This is a genomic window from Cupriavidus phytohabitans, from assembly GCF_017815025.1.
In the GTDB taxonomy this organism is placed as follows: Bacteria; Pseudomonadota; Gammaproteobacteria; order Burkholderiales; family Burkholderiaceae; genus Cupriavidus.
In genome coordinates this window covers 136,856-153,512 of sequence record NZ_JAGIQB010000002.1, presented here as the reverse complement: position 1 = coordinate 153,512, position 16,657 = coordinate 136,856, and the positions used below count along the sequence as shown (strand labels likewise).

The 16,657-nt window shown below is 66.3% G+C and carries 11 protein-coding genes and 1 pseudogene; 5 read left to right on the top strand and 7 right to left on the bottom strand.

What is annotated here, in order from left to right:
* Window positions 1–8: 8 nt before the first annotated feature.
* Genes J8I34_RS02015 through J8I34_RS01995 form a run of 5 tightly spaced genes read right to left on the bottom strand, consistent with a single transcriptional unit; the run spans window position 9 to window position 5,564 of the window.
* A complete protein-coding gene (locus tag J8I34_RS02015; RefSeq protein WP_209805218.1) occupies window positions 9–1,715 on the bottom strand; it encodes a cbb3-type cytochrome c oxidase subunit II in 1,707 nt (568 codons plus the stop codon).
* Window positions 1,712–3,142, bottom strand: a complete 1,431-nt coding sequence (locus J8I34_RS02010; protein WP_209805217.1) for a cbb3-type cytochrome c oxidase subunit I — start codon at window positions 3,140–3,142, stop codon at window positions 1,712–1,714. The genes J8I34_RS02015 and J8I34_RS02010 overlap by 4 nt, the downstream gene beginning before the upstream one ends.
* Window positions 3,143–3,182: 40 nt before the next feature.
* Entirely contained in the window at window positions 3,183–3,641 is a 459-nt protein-coding gene (locus J8I34_RS02005; RefSeq protein ID WP_209775265.1) for a hypothetical protein, read from the bottom strand.
* A gap of 48 nt (window positions 3,642–3,689) precedes the next feature.
* Entirely contained in the window at window positions 3,690–4,814 is a 1,125-nt protein-coding gene (locus J8I34_RS02000; RefSeq protein ID WP_209805216.1) for a metallophosphoesterase family protein, read from the bottom strand.
* A 60-nt stretch (window positions 4,815–4,874) separates the two neighbouring features.
* Complete coding sequence (locus J8I34_RS01995; RefSeq protein WP_209775267.1) at window positions 4,875–5,564, bottom strand: carboxypeptidase regulatory-like domain-containing protein; 690 nt, start codon at window positions 5,562–5,564, stop codon at window positions 4,875–4,877.
* A 108-nt stretch (window positions 5,565–5,672) separates the two neighbouring features.
* On the opposite strand from J8I34_RS01995, the pseudogene J8I34_RS35435 reads away from it, so the two are divergent.
* Window positions 5,673–6,046: pseudogene (locus J8I34_RS35435) on the top strand (ketopantoate reductase C-terminal domain-containing protein); the annotation flags it as partial.
* A gap of 25 nt (window positions 6,047–6,071) precedes the next feature.
* Here the strand turns inward: J8I34_RS35435 and J8I34_RS01985 are convergent.
* On the bottom strand, window positions 6,072–6,899 hold the full coding sequence (locus tag J8I34_RS01985; RefSeq protein WP_209805215.1) for a ferritin family protein: 828 nt from the start codon (window positions 6,897–6,899) through the stop codon (window positions 6,072–6,074).
* A 445-nt stretch (window positions 6,900–7,344) separates the two neighbouring features.
* Here J8I34_RS01985 and smc point away from each other — a divergent pair, with 445 nt between their 5' ends.
* From smc to def, 4 genes are all read left to right on the top strand, one after another.
* Complete coding sequence (gene smc / locus J8I34_RS01980) at window positions 7,345–10,860, top strand: chromosome segregation protein SMC (RefSeq protein WP_029045843.1); 3,516 nt, start codon at window positions 7,345–7,347, stop codon at window positions 10,858–10,860.
* A 216-nt stretch (window positions 10,861–11,076) separates the two neighbouring features.
* Complete coding sequence (locus J8I34_RS01975) at window positions 11,077–12,468, top strand: cell division protein ZipA C-terminal FtsZ-binding domain-containing protein (RefSeq protein WP_209805214.1); 1,392 nt, start codon at window positions 11,077–11,079, stop codon at window positions 12,466–12,468.
* Window positions 12,469–12,480: 12 nt separating this feature from the next.
* The gene (ligA, locus tag J8I34_RS01970; protein WP_209775270.1) at window positions 12,481–14,610 is read left to right on the top strand and encodes an NAD-dependent DNA ligase LigA; all 2,130 of its coding nucleotides are present in this window, start codon (window positions 12,481–12,483) and stop codon (window positions 14,608–14,610) included.
* Between the two features lie 22 nt (window positions 14,611–14,632).
* The gene (gene def, locus J8I34_RS01965; protein ID WP_209805213.1) at window positions 14,633–15,166 is read left to right on the top strand and encodes a peptide deformylase; all 534 of its coding nucleotides are present in this window, start codon (window positions 14,633–14,635) and stop codon (window positions 15,164–15,166) included.
* A gap of 239 nt (window positions 15,167–15,405) precedes the next feature.
* Here the strand turns inward: def and J8I34_RS01960 are convergent.
* Window positions 15,406–16,657: pseudouridine synthase (locus J8I34_RS01960; RefSeq protein WP_209805212.1), on the bottom strand; the 1,252-nt coding region annotated here is incomplete at its 5' end.

Sequence of the window (16,657 nt, the reverse complement as noted above, 5' to 3'; positions counted from 1 at the left end):
CTCTCTGGCTAGCGCTCGTCGGCGAAGGCGAAGCCGTGCCGTCTGGCCCACGCCTCGCCGGCATAGGTGCTTGGCGGGCCGGGCTGGGCGGCCCCGGCGGGACGATAGGCCTGCCGCGATTCCTCCGCGCGCAGGCCGGGGTCGTTCAGCGCGGCCTTCTGCTCTGGCGGAATCGGCAGCGGCTGGCCGGTCAGCGGATCGGTGTAGGCCGACAGCGACAGGACGAAATAGGCCAGCGCCCAGCGGTCGTCCTCGGACACCGTGTCGCTGAACGACGGCATCGGCGTGCCCGAGAGTCCCGTGCTCATGGTGCGGAAGATGTCTTTCACCGATGCCCCGGACTTGAACTGCCCGGTGGTCAGGTTGGCCGGCGGGATCGGGAAGCCGAAATCGTCCTCGAGCCCGGCCGCCTTCTCGCCGTCGCCCTTGCCGCTGCGCCCGTGGCACTCCCAGCATTTGGCGCGGTCCCAGGCCTGCTTGCCGCGCTGGACCAGTTCTGCCGAGGGCTTGGGCGGCACGCCGATAAAGATCGGCGCGAGCGGCGGTTCTTCGAGGAAATAGAAATAAGGCTTGTCCGGGTTGCTGCGGTCTGCCGCCAGCACGTACTTGATGTACTGGATCACCGCCAGCCGGTCTTTCTCCGGCAGTTCGTGCCAGCTCGGCATCGCCGTACCGCGCACGCCGCGCGTGATAGTGCGCAGCAAGTCGCCGTCATCCGGCATGGAGCCCGATGGCGTGAGCCGGAACTTGAATACGCCCAGCGTGAAGTTGCGCGGGCGGTCTTTCTGCATGAACGCGGCGGCCGGCCCGTTGCCGTCGCCCTTGACGCCATGGCAGCCAAGGCAGCGACGCTCATACACGTTCTTCCCGTGCGCAATCCATTCCTCTGAACGCGGGACGCTCGTCTGCGAGGCCTCCATCTGCTGCGGTTCGAAGCGGTCGCGCCACTTGCCGCGGTTGGTGCCGAGTTTCTGCAGGTAGGCCACCAACGCGCGCAGGTCTTCGGTGTCGGCGATCAGGACCACGGTCTCGCCGGTGAATTCCTTGTTGGGGGTCAGGATCACGGGGTACTTCCCGCGCTCCGGGACATAGAGCAGGCCGGCCTGATTGGGTGTCAGCGCGATGGTCTCGCTGCTGCCGAAATCGAACAACTGCCGGGTCGCGGGCGTGTTCTCGATGGTGCGGCGGCCCTGCTGGTCGGTCACCAGCCTTGCGGTGTGCGGCTCGGAAAACAGCGCGGAGAAGCGCGGCATGATCGAGTCGGGCGACAGCATGCGCGGGTCCCAGAAATGCGCCAGGTGCCAGGCATCGCTGAACTTCAGGCCGACGCGCGAGAGATCCGGTCCGATGCGCCGTGTCGAGAACAGGTGCGGCAGGTCGAACGCGTACTCGCCGGCCTGGGCGACCGGGCCCCAGCGCCGGGTCTCGCCGGTGACCGGGCGCACGAACTGCGAGTGGCAGTACCAGCAGCCTTCGCGCGTATAGACCTCGCGACCGCGCAGCTGCAGCGGCGTGTAGTCGGTGGCGCGCGCTTCCATCCACTTGAGTTCGCCCAGGTCGGTGCGCACCACCTGGGTGACCTTGTCGGTGCGCGACTGCGGCTCCAGCATCGGCAGCACGCCCTGCACGAAGGCAGCCAGCGAGATGCAGCCGAATCCCGCGATCAGCGCGTAGAAACGCAGGCCGTAGCGGCCATCGGGGCGGCGCGGGCTCATGTGGACGCTCCGCGTACGGCGCCCGCGGCGCTCGGTGCCGTGGCGGGCTCGGCCGACAGCACGGTGCGCATCAGGTTATAGACCAGCAGCGACATACCGATGTCCATCGAAATGCCGGCCGTGGTGCGCACCAGCCAGTAGGGCCGGATCGCCACCAGCGAGTCCACCCATTCCACGCCCGCCATCAGCATGTAGCCCTGCTGCAGGCCGGCCATGGTCAGGTCCAGTCCCATCAGGCTGATGCCGAAGGTGATCAGCCAGAACGACCAGTTGCCGAGCCCCGGCGACCACAGCGGCCGCGCCACCAGTCTGGGTATTACATAGACCGTGCCGCCGATGGCCCACACCACGAAGGTGCCGAACACCGTCAGGTGCGAGTGCGAGATGACGAAGTCGCTGAAATGCGTAGGTTGCTGGATCGCGCGCAGGGCTTCGGTCGAGCCCTGGAAACACCCCGCCAGATACATCAGCGAACCCATGATCAGGAATTTGGCGGTCAGGTTCTGGGTAAAGGTATGCCAGCGGCCCACCATGGTGCCGAAGAAGTTCTGCAATACCGTCCACACCGGCACGATCAGCAGCATCGAGGTGATGATCGCGAGCGTCTCGGCCCAGTCGGCAATGGGGCTGTACAGGTAATGGTGGATGCCGACGAAGGGGTAGAAGAGCGCAAGCGACCAGAACCCCACCAGCGACAGCTTGTGGCTGTAGACCGGGTTCTGCACGCTTGCCGGCAGGAAGTAGTAGATCAGCACGTAGCCGGCAGGCGTGATCCACAGTCCCACGATGTAGTGGATGAACAGTCCGTGGAAGGCGGCGCTGTTGATGCCGGTGATGGTGTAAGGCAGGATAAAGCTGCCCAGTACCAGGTTCATCACGGTCCAGACAAAGGCGCCGATCAGGTACCACACCGCCACGTAGAGCTGCGGCTCGCGCCGGTGCGCGATTGTCATCAGGAACTGCACGGTGGTGACCGTCACCACGAAGAAGATGACGGCGTCGATCGCCAGCGGGAATTCGCCGGCTTCCAGGCCCTGGTTATAGCCCAGCATCAGCGACACCATGCCGGCAACCAGGCCCAGGTTCCACACCCACACCAGCCAGTGTCCCCACCGGCCTTTCCAGACCGGTACGCCGCACAGGCGCGGCAGCAGGTAGTGGCACAGGCCGATGAACAGCGTGGAGAAGGCGCCGAAGATCACGCCATTGACATGCATCGGCCGCAAGCGGCCGAAGGTCAGGTATTGCGAGGTCCCGAGGTAGTCGGGGTAGTTGAACAGGCTTGAGATGGTCACGCCGATGCTGGGCGTGAACATCAGCCAGAACAATCCCCAGTAGAGCCACTTGAGAATAAGCCCGCGGTCGATCAGCGAATCCAGGTCGGGAAATGCTTCGGATGGGGCCGATGTCGCGCGGGCGGCAGTCATATGCTTTTCGCTCCCTTCGTAGTCGCAGCCTGCCAGACGCTCAGTGCCTGCCCGGATCGAGCTTGCTGTTTCGGTTCGAGTAGTAGATGTAGGCTTCCAGCGCTTTCATGGCGGGCCCGTTGGGGTCGATCTTCTCGCCTTCGTTGGGTTTCTCGATGCACCAGTTGATCATGTCGCGCAGCGTGGCGAACTCGTTCATCTGCTCCTGGAACTTGGGAAACTCATGCGGGTGGGTGTCCGACGCGTACGGGTGGCACATGGCGCAGGCCACGCCAGTGTTCGACAGCTTGACGTTCAGCTGCTTCTGCGCGCCGGGATCGCCGTGGAACAGCTGGTCTCCGACCTTTACCTGTTCCATGAACACCTCTTCAAACGCCTTCAACTGATCTGCGGTGTGGGGTTCCTTGTGTGCCATGGGCCGGTCGCTGTCGTAGCCGAGCAGCAGCAACACGGCTACGCCCGCCGTCAGCGCACGGGCATGCCATATGTCGTTCTTCATCATTCGCTCCTCACGCATTGCTGCGCCGGATCAAGGGTGCTGGCCGGTCTAGATCCGGTCGGCGATGCGCGGGCTGAGGACCTGGTTGCGGTTGTCCTCAGTGCCGGAATCCGCCGGTTGATCTGCGAAAACCGCCTTGCGCCACATCTTGTATTCGTTTTCCAAGCGTCCCTGCGGGGTCATGGTCAGCGTGCTCCAGCCCACGCCGTCGAAGTGATCGCCCGGATCGGCGCGAATCATCGGCTTGGTCAGCAGCGGCACGCCTTCCGGCGCGTAGGGCCATGGCCACGACGTGGCCAGCATGCCGATCGAGCGCACCTTGCCGATCTCGTTGTAGAGCACCTGGTGCGTATGGCCGTGGACATTGGTGACGTTGGCGTAAGGCTTGAGGATTTCATGCGCCTCGCGCCAGTCGCGGATCCAGAAATTCCACGGCGGGTAGTACTCGTACAGCGGCGTATGCGTGAACAGGATCACCGGGCTGCTCTTGGGCCAGTTCGACAGCGTGCTGTTGAGCCAGCGCAATTGCTTTTCGCCGATGACCGACCAGGCACCGCCCAGCGTGCCGTCAAGCGTGGCCATATGGCCCATGCGCTCTTTCGGCGTCATCTTGCGTGCCGTCCAGAAGTCCGGTGCGCCGGCGATCGTGTTCAGGCCGATCACGCGCACGCCTTTATGGTCGAAAGTCCAGGGCGTGTTGCCGAAGGTCTTGTTCCACGTCGACCCCATGTCGAGGTACCAGTCGTGCTCGCCGGGGATGAAGACCTTGCGGATCTTCACTTCCTTGAGCAGTTCGGCGCCGAGCTGCAGTTCGACGGGTTCGCCCAGCTGCGCCAGGTCGCCGCCGAAGATCATGAAGTCGGCTGGCGGATTCATCGCCTGCACTTCCCTGAAGGCGCGCACCGTCTTTTCCACGAAGCGGGAGTTGAGCTCCCTGGGGTAGAGGTGCGTGTCGGAGACCCAGGCAAAACGGAAGTTTTGGCCGGTCTGCCCGTAGGCCACGTCGAGAGTGTTGAGGAGCGGGAAGAATCCGCATGCGGCGGCGCCCGCAACGCCTTTGAGCAGCGCCTGGTGCAGGAATGTGCGGCGCGTCCATACCGCGCCTTCCGGGCGATCGCCCGGACCGGCCAGGGTCCGGTGCAACTCGCGTCGTTCGAGTTCGAATGAGTTCATCTGGCGGTCCTCCGCTCCCCGGGGGGTGATGAAAATGGCAGCGGCGAAACTGAACCTTTTTTATTTCTTTTTGAGTTCGATCGAGAGTTTCGCGGTCTGGCCGCCGGCTACCGTGACTGGCGTCTCGGTGTCGCCGGTGTAGTACTGCGTGGCGACCAGGGTGTAATTGCCTGGCGGAACGTCGTCAATGCGGAAGCTGCCGTCTTCGCCGGTCAGCGCGTAGTACGGACTATCGGCGACGTAGATATGGGCCAGCATCCAGCCGTGCGCGTCGCACTCGACCCTGACCAGCCCGGGCCGCGGCAGTTCGCGCGTGATCTTGACCCCTTTCTCGGGTAGCGCAAGGTTGAATGCCGTGCGCTTTCCGTAGAAGCCGTGGGTGTTGTGCAGTATCGGATCGGAACTGGTCACTTCAAGCTTGCCGGGGCGGACCACCTGCACCGCAGGCTTGAAAATGCAGTGTTCCTGGTCGAGTACCGGGACCTTGTCGGGTGCACCCCAAGCCTTGCCTTTGGGCACTTCCTTCAGGTACACGACGGCATCCTGCACGCCCTTGCCGGCGCCTACGCGGATCTGTGGTTCATCGCGCGGGCCGCCGCAGACTTCGCGGTCCTTGGTGGGGATGATCTTGCGGATCGGGACGGTGCCCTGGAAGGTGACCTTGCCTTCGATCTTGCCGCCGCCGCTGACCGGGGCGACTTCGTAGGCAAAGGTGGGGACGCTGAACAGGCAGAGCACTGCCAGTTGCATGCAGCAAGCTTTGTGAAGAAAGAAACACATGATGTTTCCCGCCTTCGAGCGCCATGCGGTGCGCTCTCTTCAAATCCCCCGGACATGCAAGGCGCAGCAGGACACTATTGGTTGTCGCTGAAGCATAGTACGCAGGCAGCCCAATGCAAAGCGCAGCGGACATTCTGTGGAGACATCCTTGGCACGCCGGACGGCAGGCGCGTCATTGAAGGCATTCTGGCTGACTGCCGTGCCGTGCCGTGGTGCGGTAGAACCGCTTCGCGATGTTCCCGGATTTCAACGCGCGCGCCTGGCAGATGCTGCTGACCCCGTCGCCGCTGACTGCCTCGATGCTCTGTGACGTCGAAAACCGCTCCCGGACGGAGGCCGACCACATCCTCGGTGACCTGATCGCGCGCGGGGCGGCGCAGCAGGGCGGCCCATTGTCGTTGCTGCAAGTCGCGTACAGCCACCTGAAAGCCTACGAGGCCCGGCAGGCACGCGGCGGCTGGCGGCCGGGGCGTCCGCTCAGTGCAGCATCACCCGCGACACCACCGCCACCAGCGGCTTGCGGACCGCCCGTTCCACGCCGCTGTGCAGGTGTAGCGGGCGCAGCAGCATTTTCACCGTCATCTTGATCGGCAGGTTCTTGCGGATCAAGGCGCTGACACGGGAATTCAGCGCCTTCACTTCCTCGTCGGGGATCTCTTCGACGCCGCGTTCCATACGCAGCACATTGCGCAGCGCGATGGCGGCATCCTCGTTCTTGATTTCCAGCAGCCGGCGCGCCAGCGCGCGGAACACGCGCATCCGGCCCAGCCGTTCCGACCCCGCGAAGCGGTTGTAGAACTGGTAGAAGTGCTTGTAATGCCGCACCTCGTCGTTGGCGATGCGGCGGGCCAGGTCACGCAGCACTGGCTCGTCGCTGGCCTGCTCCAGCGCGCGGTAATAGGCGGCAGTGCCGGTTTCGACCACGCAGCGGGCGGCCATTTCCAGTGCCTCGGTTGGCTCGAACTGATCGATCGAGCAGGTTTCGCTGTACTCGTCGAAAAAGCACGCATAGCCGGCTTCCCAATCAAATTCCGGCCAGACTTGCTCGATATAGCGGCGCAGCGCCAGGCCGTGCTGCAATTCCTCGGCCTCCCAGTGCTCGGAAAGCCAGCCGGCGGCGTCCGGTACGCGGGCGTAGTAAGTGGCGAGATTGCCGGCATAGGTGTCGGAGCCGCTTTCGATAAACGATGCCGACACCAGCAAGTAGAACAAGTCGCGGTCGCTGCGGACACGCTCTGACTCGATTGCCTGGTAATTGATGTCGCTGACAGACCACGGCCGGGCGGCCGCCGACGGTTCACGCATGCTGGGTCCTCCTGGAAATTGCGCAAGGGCAGGGCTTCGGGGGGCTTTCATGGCGCGTGTCTCCCTGAGCGAATCCGGGATCACGCCGACAGAGCAGAGACTAGCATTTACCCTAATTAGTTTCCCGGCCGCTTCCCATGCGCGCCGGCTCGCGCGCAGCGGACGGATGCCAAAGTGCATGCGGAATCGCCTGTAAGGGACGGAAAAGCAAAGGAAAACAGCAGAGGGATATGACGCCGGGGCAACCGCCAAACGGGCCGGCGAAGGCATCTGCGATGGTATGATTAGCCCCAATTCTCGGGCCCGGGGGGTATTTTGAGGCGCAGGCGGCACGCCGCGCCGGCTCCCGCGCAGCCCGGCTTCTGAACATTGCCATAGCCCCGATACCAGGCCGCGGGCGGTACCCCAAGACGGACCGCTGGTGGCCGATACCACACGAGAAACCGTGCGACTATCCTCGATCAAGCTGGCGGGCTTCAAGTCATTTGTCGATCCCACCAATTTCCAGGTGCCGGGCCAGCTGGTCGGCATCGTCGGACCCAACGGCTGCGGCAAATCCAACATCATCGACGCGGTGCGCTGGGTGCTGGGCGAGTCACGCGCTTCCGAGCTGCGCGGCGAGTCCATGCAGGACGTGATCTTCAACGGTTCCACGGCGCGCAAGCAGGCCGGCCGGGCCAGCGTCGAACTGGTGTTCGACAACGCCGAGGGCCGCGCCGCCGGCCAGTGGAGCCAGTACGCCGAAGTGGCGGTCAAGCGCGTGCTGACCCGCGACGGCACCTCGTCCTACTACATCAACAACCAGCCGGTACGCCGGCGCGACATCCAGGACATCTTCCTGGGCACGGGCCTGGGTCCGCGCGCCTACGCCATTATCGGGCAGGGCATGATCTCGCGCATCATCGAGGCCAAGCCCGATGACATGCGCATCTTCCTGGAAGAGGCCGCGGGGGTGTCCAAGTACAAGGAACGCCGCCGCGAGACGGAGAACCGCCTGTCCGACACGCGCGAGAACCTGACCCGCGTCGAGGACATCCTGCGCGAACTCGGCACCAACCTGGAAAAGCTGGAAGGCCAGGCCGAAGTCGCCCAGCGTTTCAAGACGCTGCAGTCCGATGGCGAAGAAAAGCAGCACCTGCTGTGGCTGCTGCGCAAGCGCGAGGCGCAGGTCGAGCAGGAGCGCCACCAGCGCGCGATCGGGCAGGCCCAGATCGACCTGGAAGCACAGACCGCGCAGTTGCGCCATGTCGAGGCCGAGCTGGAGACCATGCGCGCCGCGCACTATGCCGCGTCGGATGGCATGCACGCGGCGCAGGGTGCGCTGTACGAAGCCAACGCCCAGGTCAGCAAGCTCGAGGCCGAGATCCGCTACGTGGTGGAGTCGCGCAACCGCGTGCAGGCCCAGATTGCCGCGCTGACCGCGCAACGCGAACAATGGCAGGGCAAGGCTGAACAGGCCACCGACGAACTCGCGCAGGCCGAGGAAGACCTGGCGGTGGCCGAAGGCCGCACGGTCGAGGCGCAGGAGGCCGTCGCGCACAAGAACGACGAGCTGCCGACGCTGGAAGCGCAGTGGCGCGATGCCCAGCAACTGCTCAACGAGCAGCGTGCCGGCATCATGCAGGCCGAGCAGGCGCTCAAGCTGGAGGCAGCGCAGCAGCGCAGCGCCGACCAGATGCTGCAGCAGCTGGAGCAGCGCCGCGAACGCCTGTCAGCAGAGGAAAAGGGCCTGGACCGCCCGGACGAAACCCGGCTGGAACAGGGCCGCGCCGAGCTGGCCGAGCAAGAGGCGCTGGTCGAGGAAGCCCAGGCCGTGCTGGCCGATGCTGAAGAAAGCGTGCCGCGCCTCGATGAAGAGCGCCGCGCCGCACAGGCGCGCGTGCACAGCGAAGCCGCTGCGATTGCCTCGCTCGAAGCGCGCCTGCATGCGCTGCGCCAGTTGCAGGAGAACGTGCAGACCGACGGCAAGGTGCAGCCCTGGCTGGCGAAGCACGAGCTGGCCGAGCTGCCACGCCTGTGGAAGAAGGTCCATATCGAGCCAGGCTGGGAAAACGCGCTCGAATCCGTGCTGCGCGAGAAGCTGAACGCGCTGGAAGTGTCGAACCTGGACTGGGTCAAGGCCTTCCTGACGGACGCGCCGCCGGCCAAGCTGGCGTTCTACTCGCCCCCGGCCGCCGCCCGTCCGCTGGAAACGCCGGCGGGGCTGCGCCCGCTGATGTCGCTGGTACAGATCACCGAGCCGGGCATCCGCGCGGTGATGCAGGACTGGCTGGCGGATATCTTTGTTGCCACCGACATGGCGCAGGCCTTGGCCGCGCGCGGCACGCTGCCCGAAGGCGCGTCGTTCGTGGTGGCCGAGGGCCACGTCGTTGGCCGCAACGCGATCCAGATCTACGCCGCCGATTCCGAGCAGGCCGGCATGCTGGCGCGCGAGCAGGAAATCGAAAACCTGCAGAAGCAGGCGCGCGCGCAGGCGCTGCTGTCGGACGAAGCCAGGACCCAGGCGGTGCGCGCCGAGGCCGCGTACACGCAGGCCAGCCAGGCGCTGGGCGAGGCCCGCGCGCGCGCCGAGCAGGCCACGCGCCGCGTGCATGCGCTGCAGATGGACGTGCTCAAGCTGTCGCAGGCGATGGAGCGCTACTCCGCCCGCAGCGGCCAGATCCGCGAGGAGCTGGAAGAAATCCACGCGCAGATCGATGAACAACGCGCGATCCGCGCGGAATCCGAAGCCAGCTTCGAGCAGCACGACGCCGCGCTGGCCGAGATGCAGGCCTCGCACGAAGACCAGCAGATGGCCTTCGAGGCGCTGGACAGCAAGCTCTCGGGCGCGCGCCACCAGCTGCGCGACTTCGAGCGCGCCGCGCAGGAAGCGCTCTTTGCCGAGCGCAACCTGTCCAGCCGCATCGACGAACTGCGCCGCAATATCCAGGTGGCGGCCGACCAGGCCGAGCGCATCGCCGAATCGCTGGAGAACGCCCGCGCCGAGCTGGAAACCATCAACGAGCAGACCGCGCATACCGGCCTGCAGGACGCGCTGGAACTGCGCGCCGAGAAGGAAGAAAAGCTCACCGCCGCGCGCACCGAACTCGATGCGCTGTCGGCGCAGCTGCGCCAGTTCGACGAACAGCGGCTGGCCGCCGAACGCAGCCTGCAGCCGCTGCGCGACCGCATCACCGAGCTGCAGCTCAAGGAGCAGGCCGCGCGCCTGAACCAGGAGCAGTTCAGCGAGCAGCTGACTGCGGCACAGGTCGACGAGGAAGGGCTGGCGCACAAGCTCACCGGCGACCTGAAGCCGTCGTACCTGCAGGGCGAAGTCACGCGCATCAACAACGCCATCAACGCGCTGGGCCCGGTCAACATGGCCGCGCTCGACGAACTGGCAGCGGCGCGCGAGCGCAAGACCTTCCTCGATGCGCAGTCGGCCGACCTGAACGACGCCATCAACACGCTGGAAGACGCGATCGCCAAGATCGACCAGGAAACCCGTGCGCTGCTGCAAGGCACTTTCGACCAGGTCAACCACCATTTCGGCGAGCTGTTCCCGTCGCTGTTCGGCGGTGGCCAGGCGCGCCTGATCATGACCGGCGAAGAAATCCTCGACGCCGGCGTGCAGGTGATGGCGCAGCCCCCGGGCAAGAAGAACTCGACCATCCACCTGCTGTCGGGCGGCGAGAAGGCGCTGACCGCGATCGCGCTGGTGTTTGCGATGTTCCAGCTCAACCCCGCGCCGTTCTGCCTGCTGGACGAGGTGGACGCGCCGCTGGACGATGCCAACACCGAACGCTATGCCAACATGGTGGCACGCATGTCGGACAAGACTCAATTCGTTTTCATCTCACATAACAAGATCGCCATGGAAATGGCTCATCAACTCATTGGCGTAACCATGCAGGAGCAGGGCGTTTCGCGGATCGTGGCCGTGGATATGGACGCGGCGGTTTCGATGGCGGAGGCAGCATGAGCAGTAAGCAGGGGCCCCGCGCAGCGGGGCGGCGCACGTCCGCGAATGCTGCGCGCAACCGACACCACCATGCTGTGATCAACATGGACGCTTTGGAGATTGCAGCATGAGCGGTAAGCAGGGATCCCGTGCCGCGGGGAGGCGCACGTCCGCCAATGCTGCGCGCAACCGACACCACAGTGCTGTGACCAATATGGGCGCTTTGGAGATTGCAGCATGAAGCTGAACATGGACCTGCAGACCGCGCTGATCGTCGCGGGCTTGGTATTCCTGGTGCTGCTGTTTGGCTACAACCAGTGGCAGATCCGCAAGGCGCGCCGTCCCCGCGAGCTGAGTCCCGAGGACGACCTGCCGCCGATGCGCGAGCCGGTGGTCGGCCAGGCTACTTCGCCCGAAACCGCGGCGCGGCTGCACGAGGCCAGCCCGGAGTCGGTGCAGCGGCGCGAGCCGACGCTGGCGCCGGGCACGCCTGCGGCACCGTCGTCGCAGCCCAACCACGTGGCCGCCGCTGCCGCGGCCGCAGCCAGTACCGCCGATGCCGACGAGGCCGTGGCGGAAGAAGTCGCGGTGGCTGCCGGCGTGGTGCAGGCCGCGCCCGGCGCCGAAGGCGATGAAGCCGACGAAGCCGGCCAAGCCGACCAAGCCGAGGCTGTATCCGCCCCGGCGCCGACCCCCGCGCCGACCCCCGCGGCCGCCGCTGCGCCGGTGCCCGCTGCGGCGCCCGCGCCAGCACCGGTCCCCGCCCCGGTCGCCGCCGTTCCCGACGGCCAGCCCGCGCCGGCCGTGGTCGATCCGTTGATCGACTGCATCGTGCCGCTGCACCTGGAGCGCAAGGCTTCCGGTGACCGCATCCTGCCGCTGACCGGCAGGCTGCGCCGTGCCGGCACCAAGCAGGTCCACATCGAGGGTTTGCGCGCCGAAGCCAATGCGTGGGAGCCGGTCACCGCCGGCCACCAGTACGAAGACCTGCAGGTTGGCGTGCAGCTGGCCAACCGCAGCGGCCCGCTCAATGCGCTGGAGTTTTCCGAGTTCATCACGGCGGTGGAATCGCTGGCCGAGGCGCTCGACGCCTCAGCCGACCTGCCCGACATGAGCGAGACCGTGGCCAATGCGCGCGAGCTCGATGGCTTTGCCGCCGGCAGCGACGTGCAGCTGGGCGTCAACGTGATTTCCGACGGCGCGCCGTGGTCGGCCGCCTACGTGCAGAACGTGGCCACCCAGGACGGGCTGGTGCTGTCGCGCGACGGCACGCGCTTCATCCGCTACCAGGCGAATGCCGAAGGCGTGCAGCGCCCGCTGTTCACGCTGCAGTTCGGCGACACCAACTTCCTGCGCGATGACTTGACGGTCAAATCCGGGCGCCAGATCACGCTGCTGCTCGACGTGCCGCTGGCTGACCAGGGCGCCAAGCCGTTCAAGACGGTCTGCGAGTACGGCAACACGCTGGCCCAGCGCATGGGCGCGCAGCTGGTCGACGACAACATGCGTCCGCTGACCGAAGCCTCGTTCATTGCCATCTTCAGCCAGCTGGAAACGCTGTACCAGAAGCTCGAAGCGCGCGGCATGCCAGCCGGCTCGCCGGTGGCGCTGCGGTTGTTCAGCGTCTAGCCGGAGCCTGCCATGACCGCAAAACCACGCGGCGCGCAGGCTGAAGCCTCCGCGCCCGCCGGCGGCTTGCCGCCCGAAGCCGCAGCCAGGCGCGTCGCCTGGCTGCACGATGAGCTCAACCGCCACAGCTACCAGTACTACGTGCTGGACGCACCCACCATCCCGGATGCCGAGTACGACGCGCTGTTCAGCGAACTGATGGCGCTCGAGCTCGAGCATCCCGAGCTGCAGTCGCCGGATTCGCCCACGCAGCGCGTCGGCGGCGAGGCGCTGGCCGCCTTCGACACGGTGCGCCACCGCGTGCCGATGCTGTCACTGAACAACGGCTTCGCCGACGACGACGTGCTCAGCTTCGACCGCCGCTGCGCGCAGGGCCTGGGCCGCAGCGCGCCCGCGGCTGGCGAGGCCGACCTGTTCAGCGCGGCCGAAGCGGTCGAGTATTCCTGCGAGCTGAAGTTCGACGGGTTGGCCATGTCGCTGCGCTATGAAGACGGCCGGCTGGTGCAGGCCGCCACCCGCGGCGATGGCGAGACCGGCGAGGACGTGACCGTCAACGTGCGCACCATCAAGGCGATCCCCTTGAAGCTGCGCGGCCAGGCGCCCGCGGTGCTGGAAGTGCGAGGCGAAGTCTTCATGTATCGCCGCGACTTCGACAAGCTGAACGCACGCCAGGCGGAGGCTGGCGAAAAGACCTTCGTCAATCCGCGCAATGCCGCTGCCGGCAGCCTGCGCCAGCTTGATCCGCGCATCACCGCAAAGCGGCCGCTGTCGTTCTTCGCCTATGGACTGGGCGAGCTGCAGGGCGTGGATCGTCCGCCCACGCACAGCGCCATGCTCGACGGCTTCGATGCGCTGGGCCTGCCGGTGTGCAAGGAGAGGGCCGTAGTCAAGGGCGCGCAGGGGCTGCTCGATTTCTATCGCGATATCGGCCAGCGCCGCGACGACCTGCCGTACGACATCGACGGCGTGGTCTACAAGGTCAACGCGCTGGCCGAGCAGGACCGGCTGGGCTTTGTCTCGCGCGCGCCGCGCTTTGCGCTGGCGCACAAGTTCCCGGCGCAGGAAATGACCACCATCGTCGAGGACATCGAGGTGCAGGTTGGCCGTACCGGCGCGATCACGCCGGTGGCGCGGCTGCAGCCCGTGTTCGTCGGCGGCGTGACCGTGACCAATGCCACGCTGCATAACGAGGACGAAATCCGCCGCAAGGACGTCCATATCGGCGACACCGTGATTGTGCGCCGCGCGGGCGACGTGATTCCGGAGGTCGTGGCGGTTGTGGCCGAGCGCCGGCCGGCGGATGCGCGTGCCTTCGTGATGCCGACGGCTTGCCCGGTTTGCGGTTCGCATATCGAGCGGCTGGAAGACGAGGCGATCGCGCGCTGCACCGGCGGCCTGATCTGCGCGGCGCAGCGCAAGCAGGCGCTGCTGCACTTTGCGCAGCGCCGTGCCATGGATATCGAAGGGCTGGGCGACAAGGTAGTCGAGCAACTGGTCGACCACGGCATCGTGCGCACGCCGGCAGACCTGTACAAGCTTGGCGTGGCCAAGCTGGCGGCGCTGGAGCGCATGGCCGACAAGTCGGCGACCAACCTCGTCGCGGCGATCGAGACGTCGCGCGAGACGACGATGAACCGCTTCATCTTCGCGCTAGGCATCCGCCATGTGGGCGAGGCCACCGCCAAGGATCTCGCCAGGCATTTCGGCAAGCTCGATGGGCTGATGGCCGCCGACGAAGCCGCGTTGCTGGAGGTCAATGACGTCGGCCCGGTGGTGGCGCAGTCGATTGCGCATTTCTTTGGCGAGCCACATAACGTCGAGGTCATCGAACAACTGCGCGCGGCAGGGGTACACTGGCCGGAAAGCGAGCCGGCCGCCAGGGCACCGGCACCGCTGTCGGGCAAGACCTTCGTGCTGACCGGCACGCTGCCGACCATGTCGCGCGAGGACGCCAAGGAATTGCTCGAAGCCGCGGGCGCCAAGGTGGCGGGTTCGGTGTCGAAGAAGACCGACTACGTGGTCGCTGGCGCCGAAGCCGGCAGCAAGCTGGACAAGGCCGAGGCGCTGGGCGTGCCGGTGCTGGACGAGGCAGGCATGCTTGCGTTGCTGGCAGAAGTGGGCGCTGCGCCCGCGCAGGAATAAGCCGGGGAAACAGGAAACAGCCATGATCCGCGAGATTCTCAAGATGGGCGATCCGCGCCTGCTGCAGGTGGCGCGCAAGGTGGAGCGTTTCAATACGCCGGAACTGCGCACGCTGATCGAAGACATGTTCGACACCATGGATCACGCCAACGGCGCCGGGCTGGCCGCACCGCAGATCGGCGTGGACCTGCAGGTGGTGATCTTCGGCTTCGACCGCAACCCGCGCTATCCCGATGCGCCGATGGTGCCCAAGACAGTGCTGATGAACCCCGTGTTGGAGATGCTGTCGGACGAGCTGGAAGACGGCTGGGAAGGGTGCCTGTCGGTGCCCGGCCTGCGCGGGGTGGTGCCGCGGCATGTGCGGCTGAAGTACAGCGGGTATGACCTGATGGGCAACCGGATCGAGCGGGTCGCCGAGGGCTTCCATGCGCGCGTGGTGCAGCATGAGTGCGACCACCTGCAGGGCATTCTTTATCCGATGCGGATCAAGGATTTTTCGAGGTTCGGGTTTACCGAAATCCTGTTTCCGGATTTGCCGGCCAATAGCGACGACTGACAGCGACGCGGGTAAGTACGCTGCTGGTTTGCTCCCCTCTCCCGCTCGCGGGAGAGGGGGCGGGGGTGAGGGCCGGAGCATCAACGAAGTGGAGTGCTTCACTTCGTGGACATGTCGGCCCTCACCCCAACCCTCTCCCGCAAGCGGGAGAGGGAGCACACAATTGGCAAGGGATCAGGCTGGTGCCAGGCGTGGCAGCCGAACCCAAAAAAGCGGCCATCCCGGCCGCTTTTTTTCCATCAGAACTTCTCAAACTGCCCCAGGAACCGCCACTGCCCCGGCGGCAGGTCGCCCAGCACTACGCGGCCCATGCGCACGCGCTTCAGGCCAACGACTTCCAGCCCGACCTGCTCGCACATCCGGCGGATCTGGCGCTTGCGGCCCTCGCGCAGCACGAAGCGCAGCTGCTCTTCGTTCTGCCAGCTGACCTTGGCCGGCTTGAGCAGCACGCCATCCAGCGACAGGCCATGGCGCAGCAGTTCGAGCTGGTCGGCGGGGAACACCTCGCTGACATTGCGCTCGACCGCGCCTTGCGGGCCATGCCAGACCACCCGCACCAGGTATTCCTTCTCGACGTTCGAATCCTCACCGATCAGCGCGCGCGCGACGCGGCCATCCTGCGTCAGCACCAGCAGGCCGGTGGAGTCGATATCGAGGCGGCCAGCGGGCGCCAGGCTCTTGCGTTGCCACGGGGCGAAGCGCTTGCGCGTGGTGTCGCCTTCCCACTGGTTCTCGGCGGTGAACAGCACAGCCGCCGGCTCGTAGCCGTCTTCGGCCTGGCCGGAGACGTATCCCACCGGCTTGTGCAGCAGCACGGTGACGCGCTCGCCCTGTTCGGAGCGCGCTTCCTGCAGGATCTCGATCTCGGCATCCGGGCGGATGCGGCTGCCCAGTTCGGTCACCGGCTTGCCGTCGACCAGCACCCAGCCGCGCGGAATCCATTCGTCGGCTTCGCGGCGCGAGCACAGGCCGAGTTCGGACATGCGCTTGGACAGGCGCACCAGGCCGTCGTCATGGGTAGCCTCGGGCGCGGCATCGTCGCGCGCGGGCTGCTGCGGGCGCGGGGACGGTGCCTGCGGCCGGGATGTGCCGGCGGTGCGGATGCGGTCGGCGGCGTCGCTGAAGCGGCGCGCCGGCGCCGAGCCCTCGCGGCGGCGTTCGCCGGTGGGGGCAGGACGACGGGGACGGCTTTCGTCGTCGCCGTAACGCCGCGGACGGTTGTCATCGTCGCCAAAGCGCCGCGGCGGACGCGCTTCGCCTTCGAAGCGGCGCGGGCGTGCTTCGCCGCGATCGTCGCCATAGCGGCGGGGGCGGTTGTCGTCGTCGCCAAAGCGCCGCGGCGGACGTGATTCGCCTTCGAAGCGGCGCGGGCGCGCTTCGCCACGATCGTCGCCATAGCGGCGGGGGCGGTTGTCGTCATCGCCAGAGCGCCGCGGCGGACGCGATTCATTGCCTTCGAAGCGGCGCGGGCGCGCTTCGCCACGATCGTCG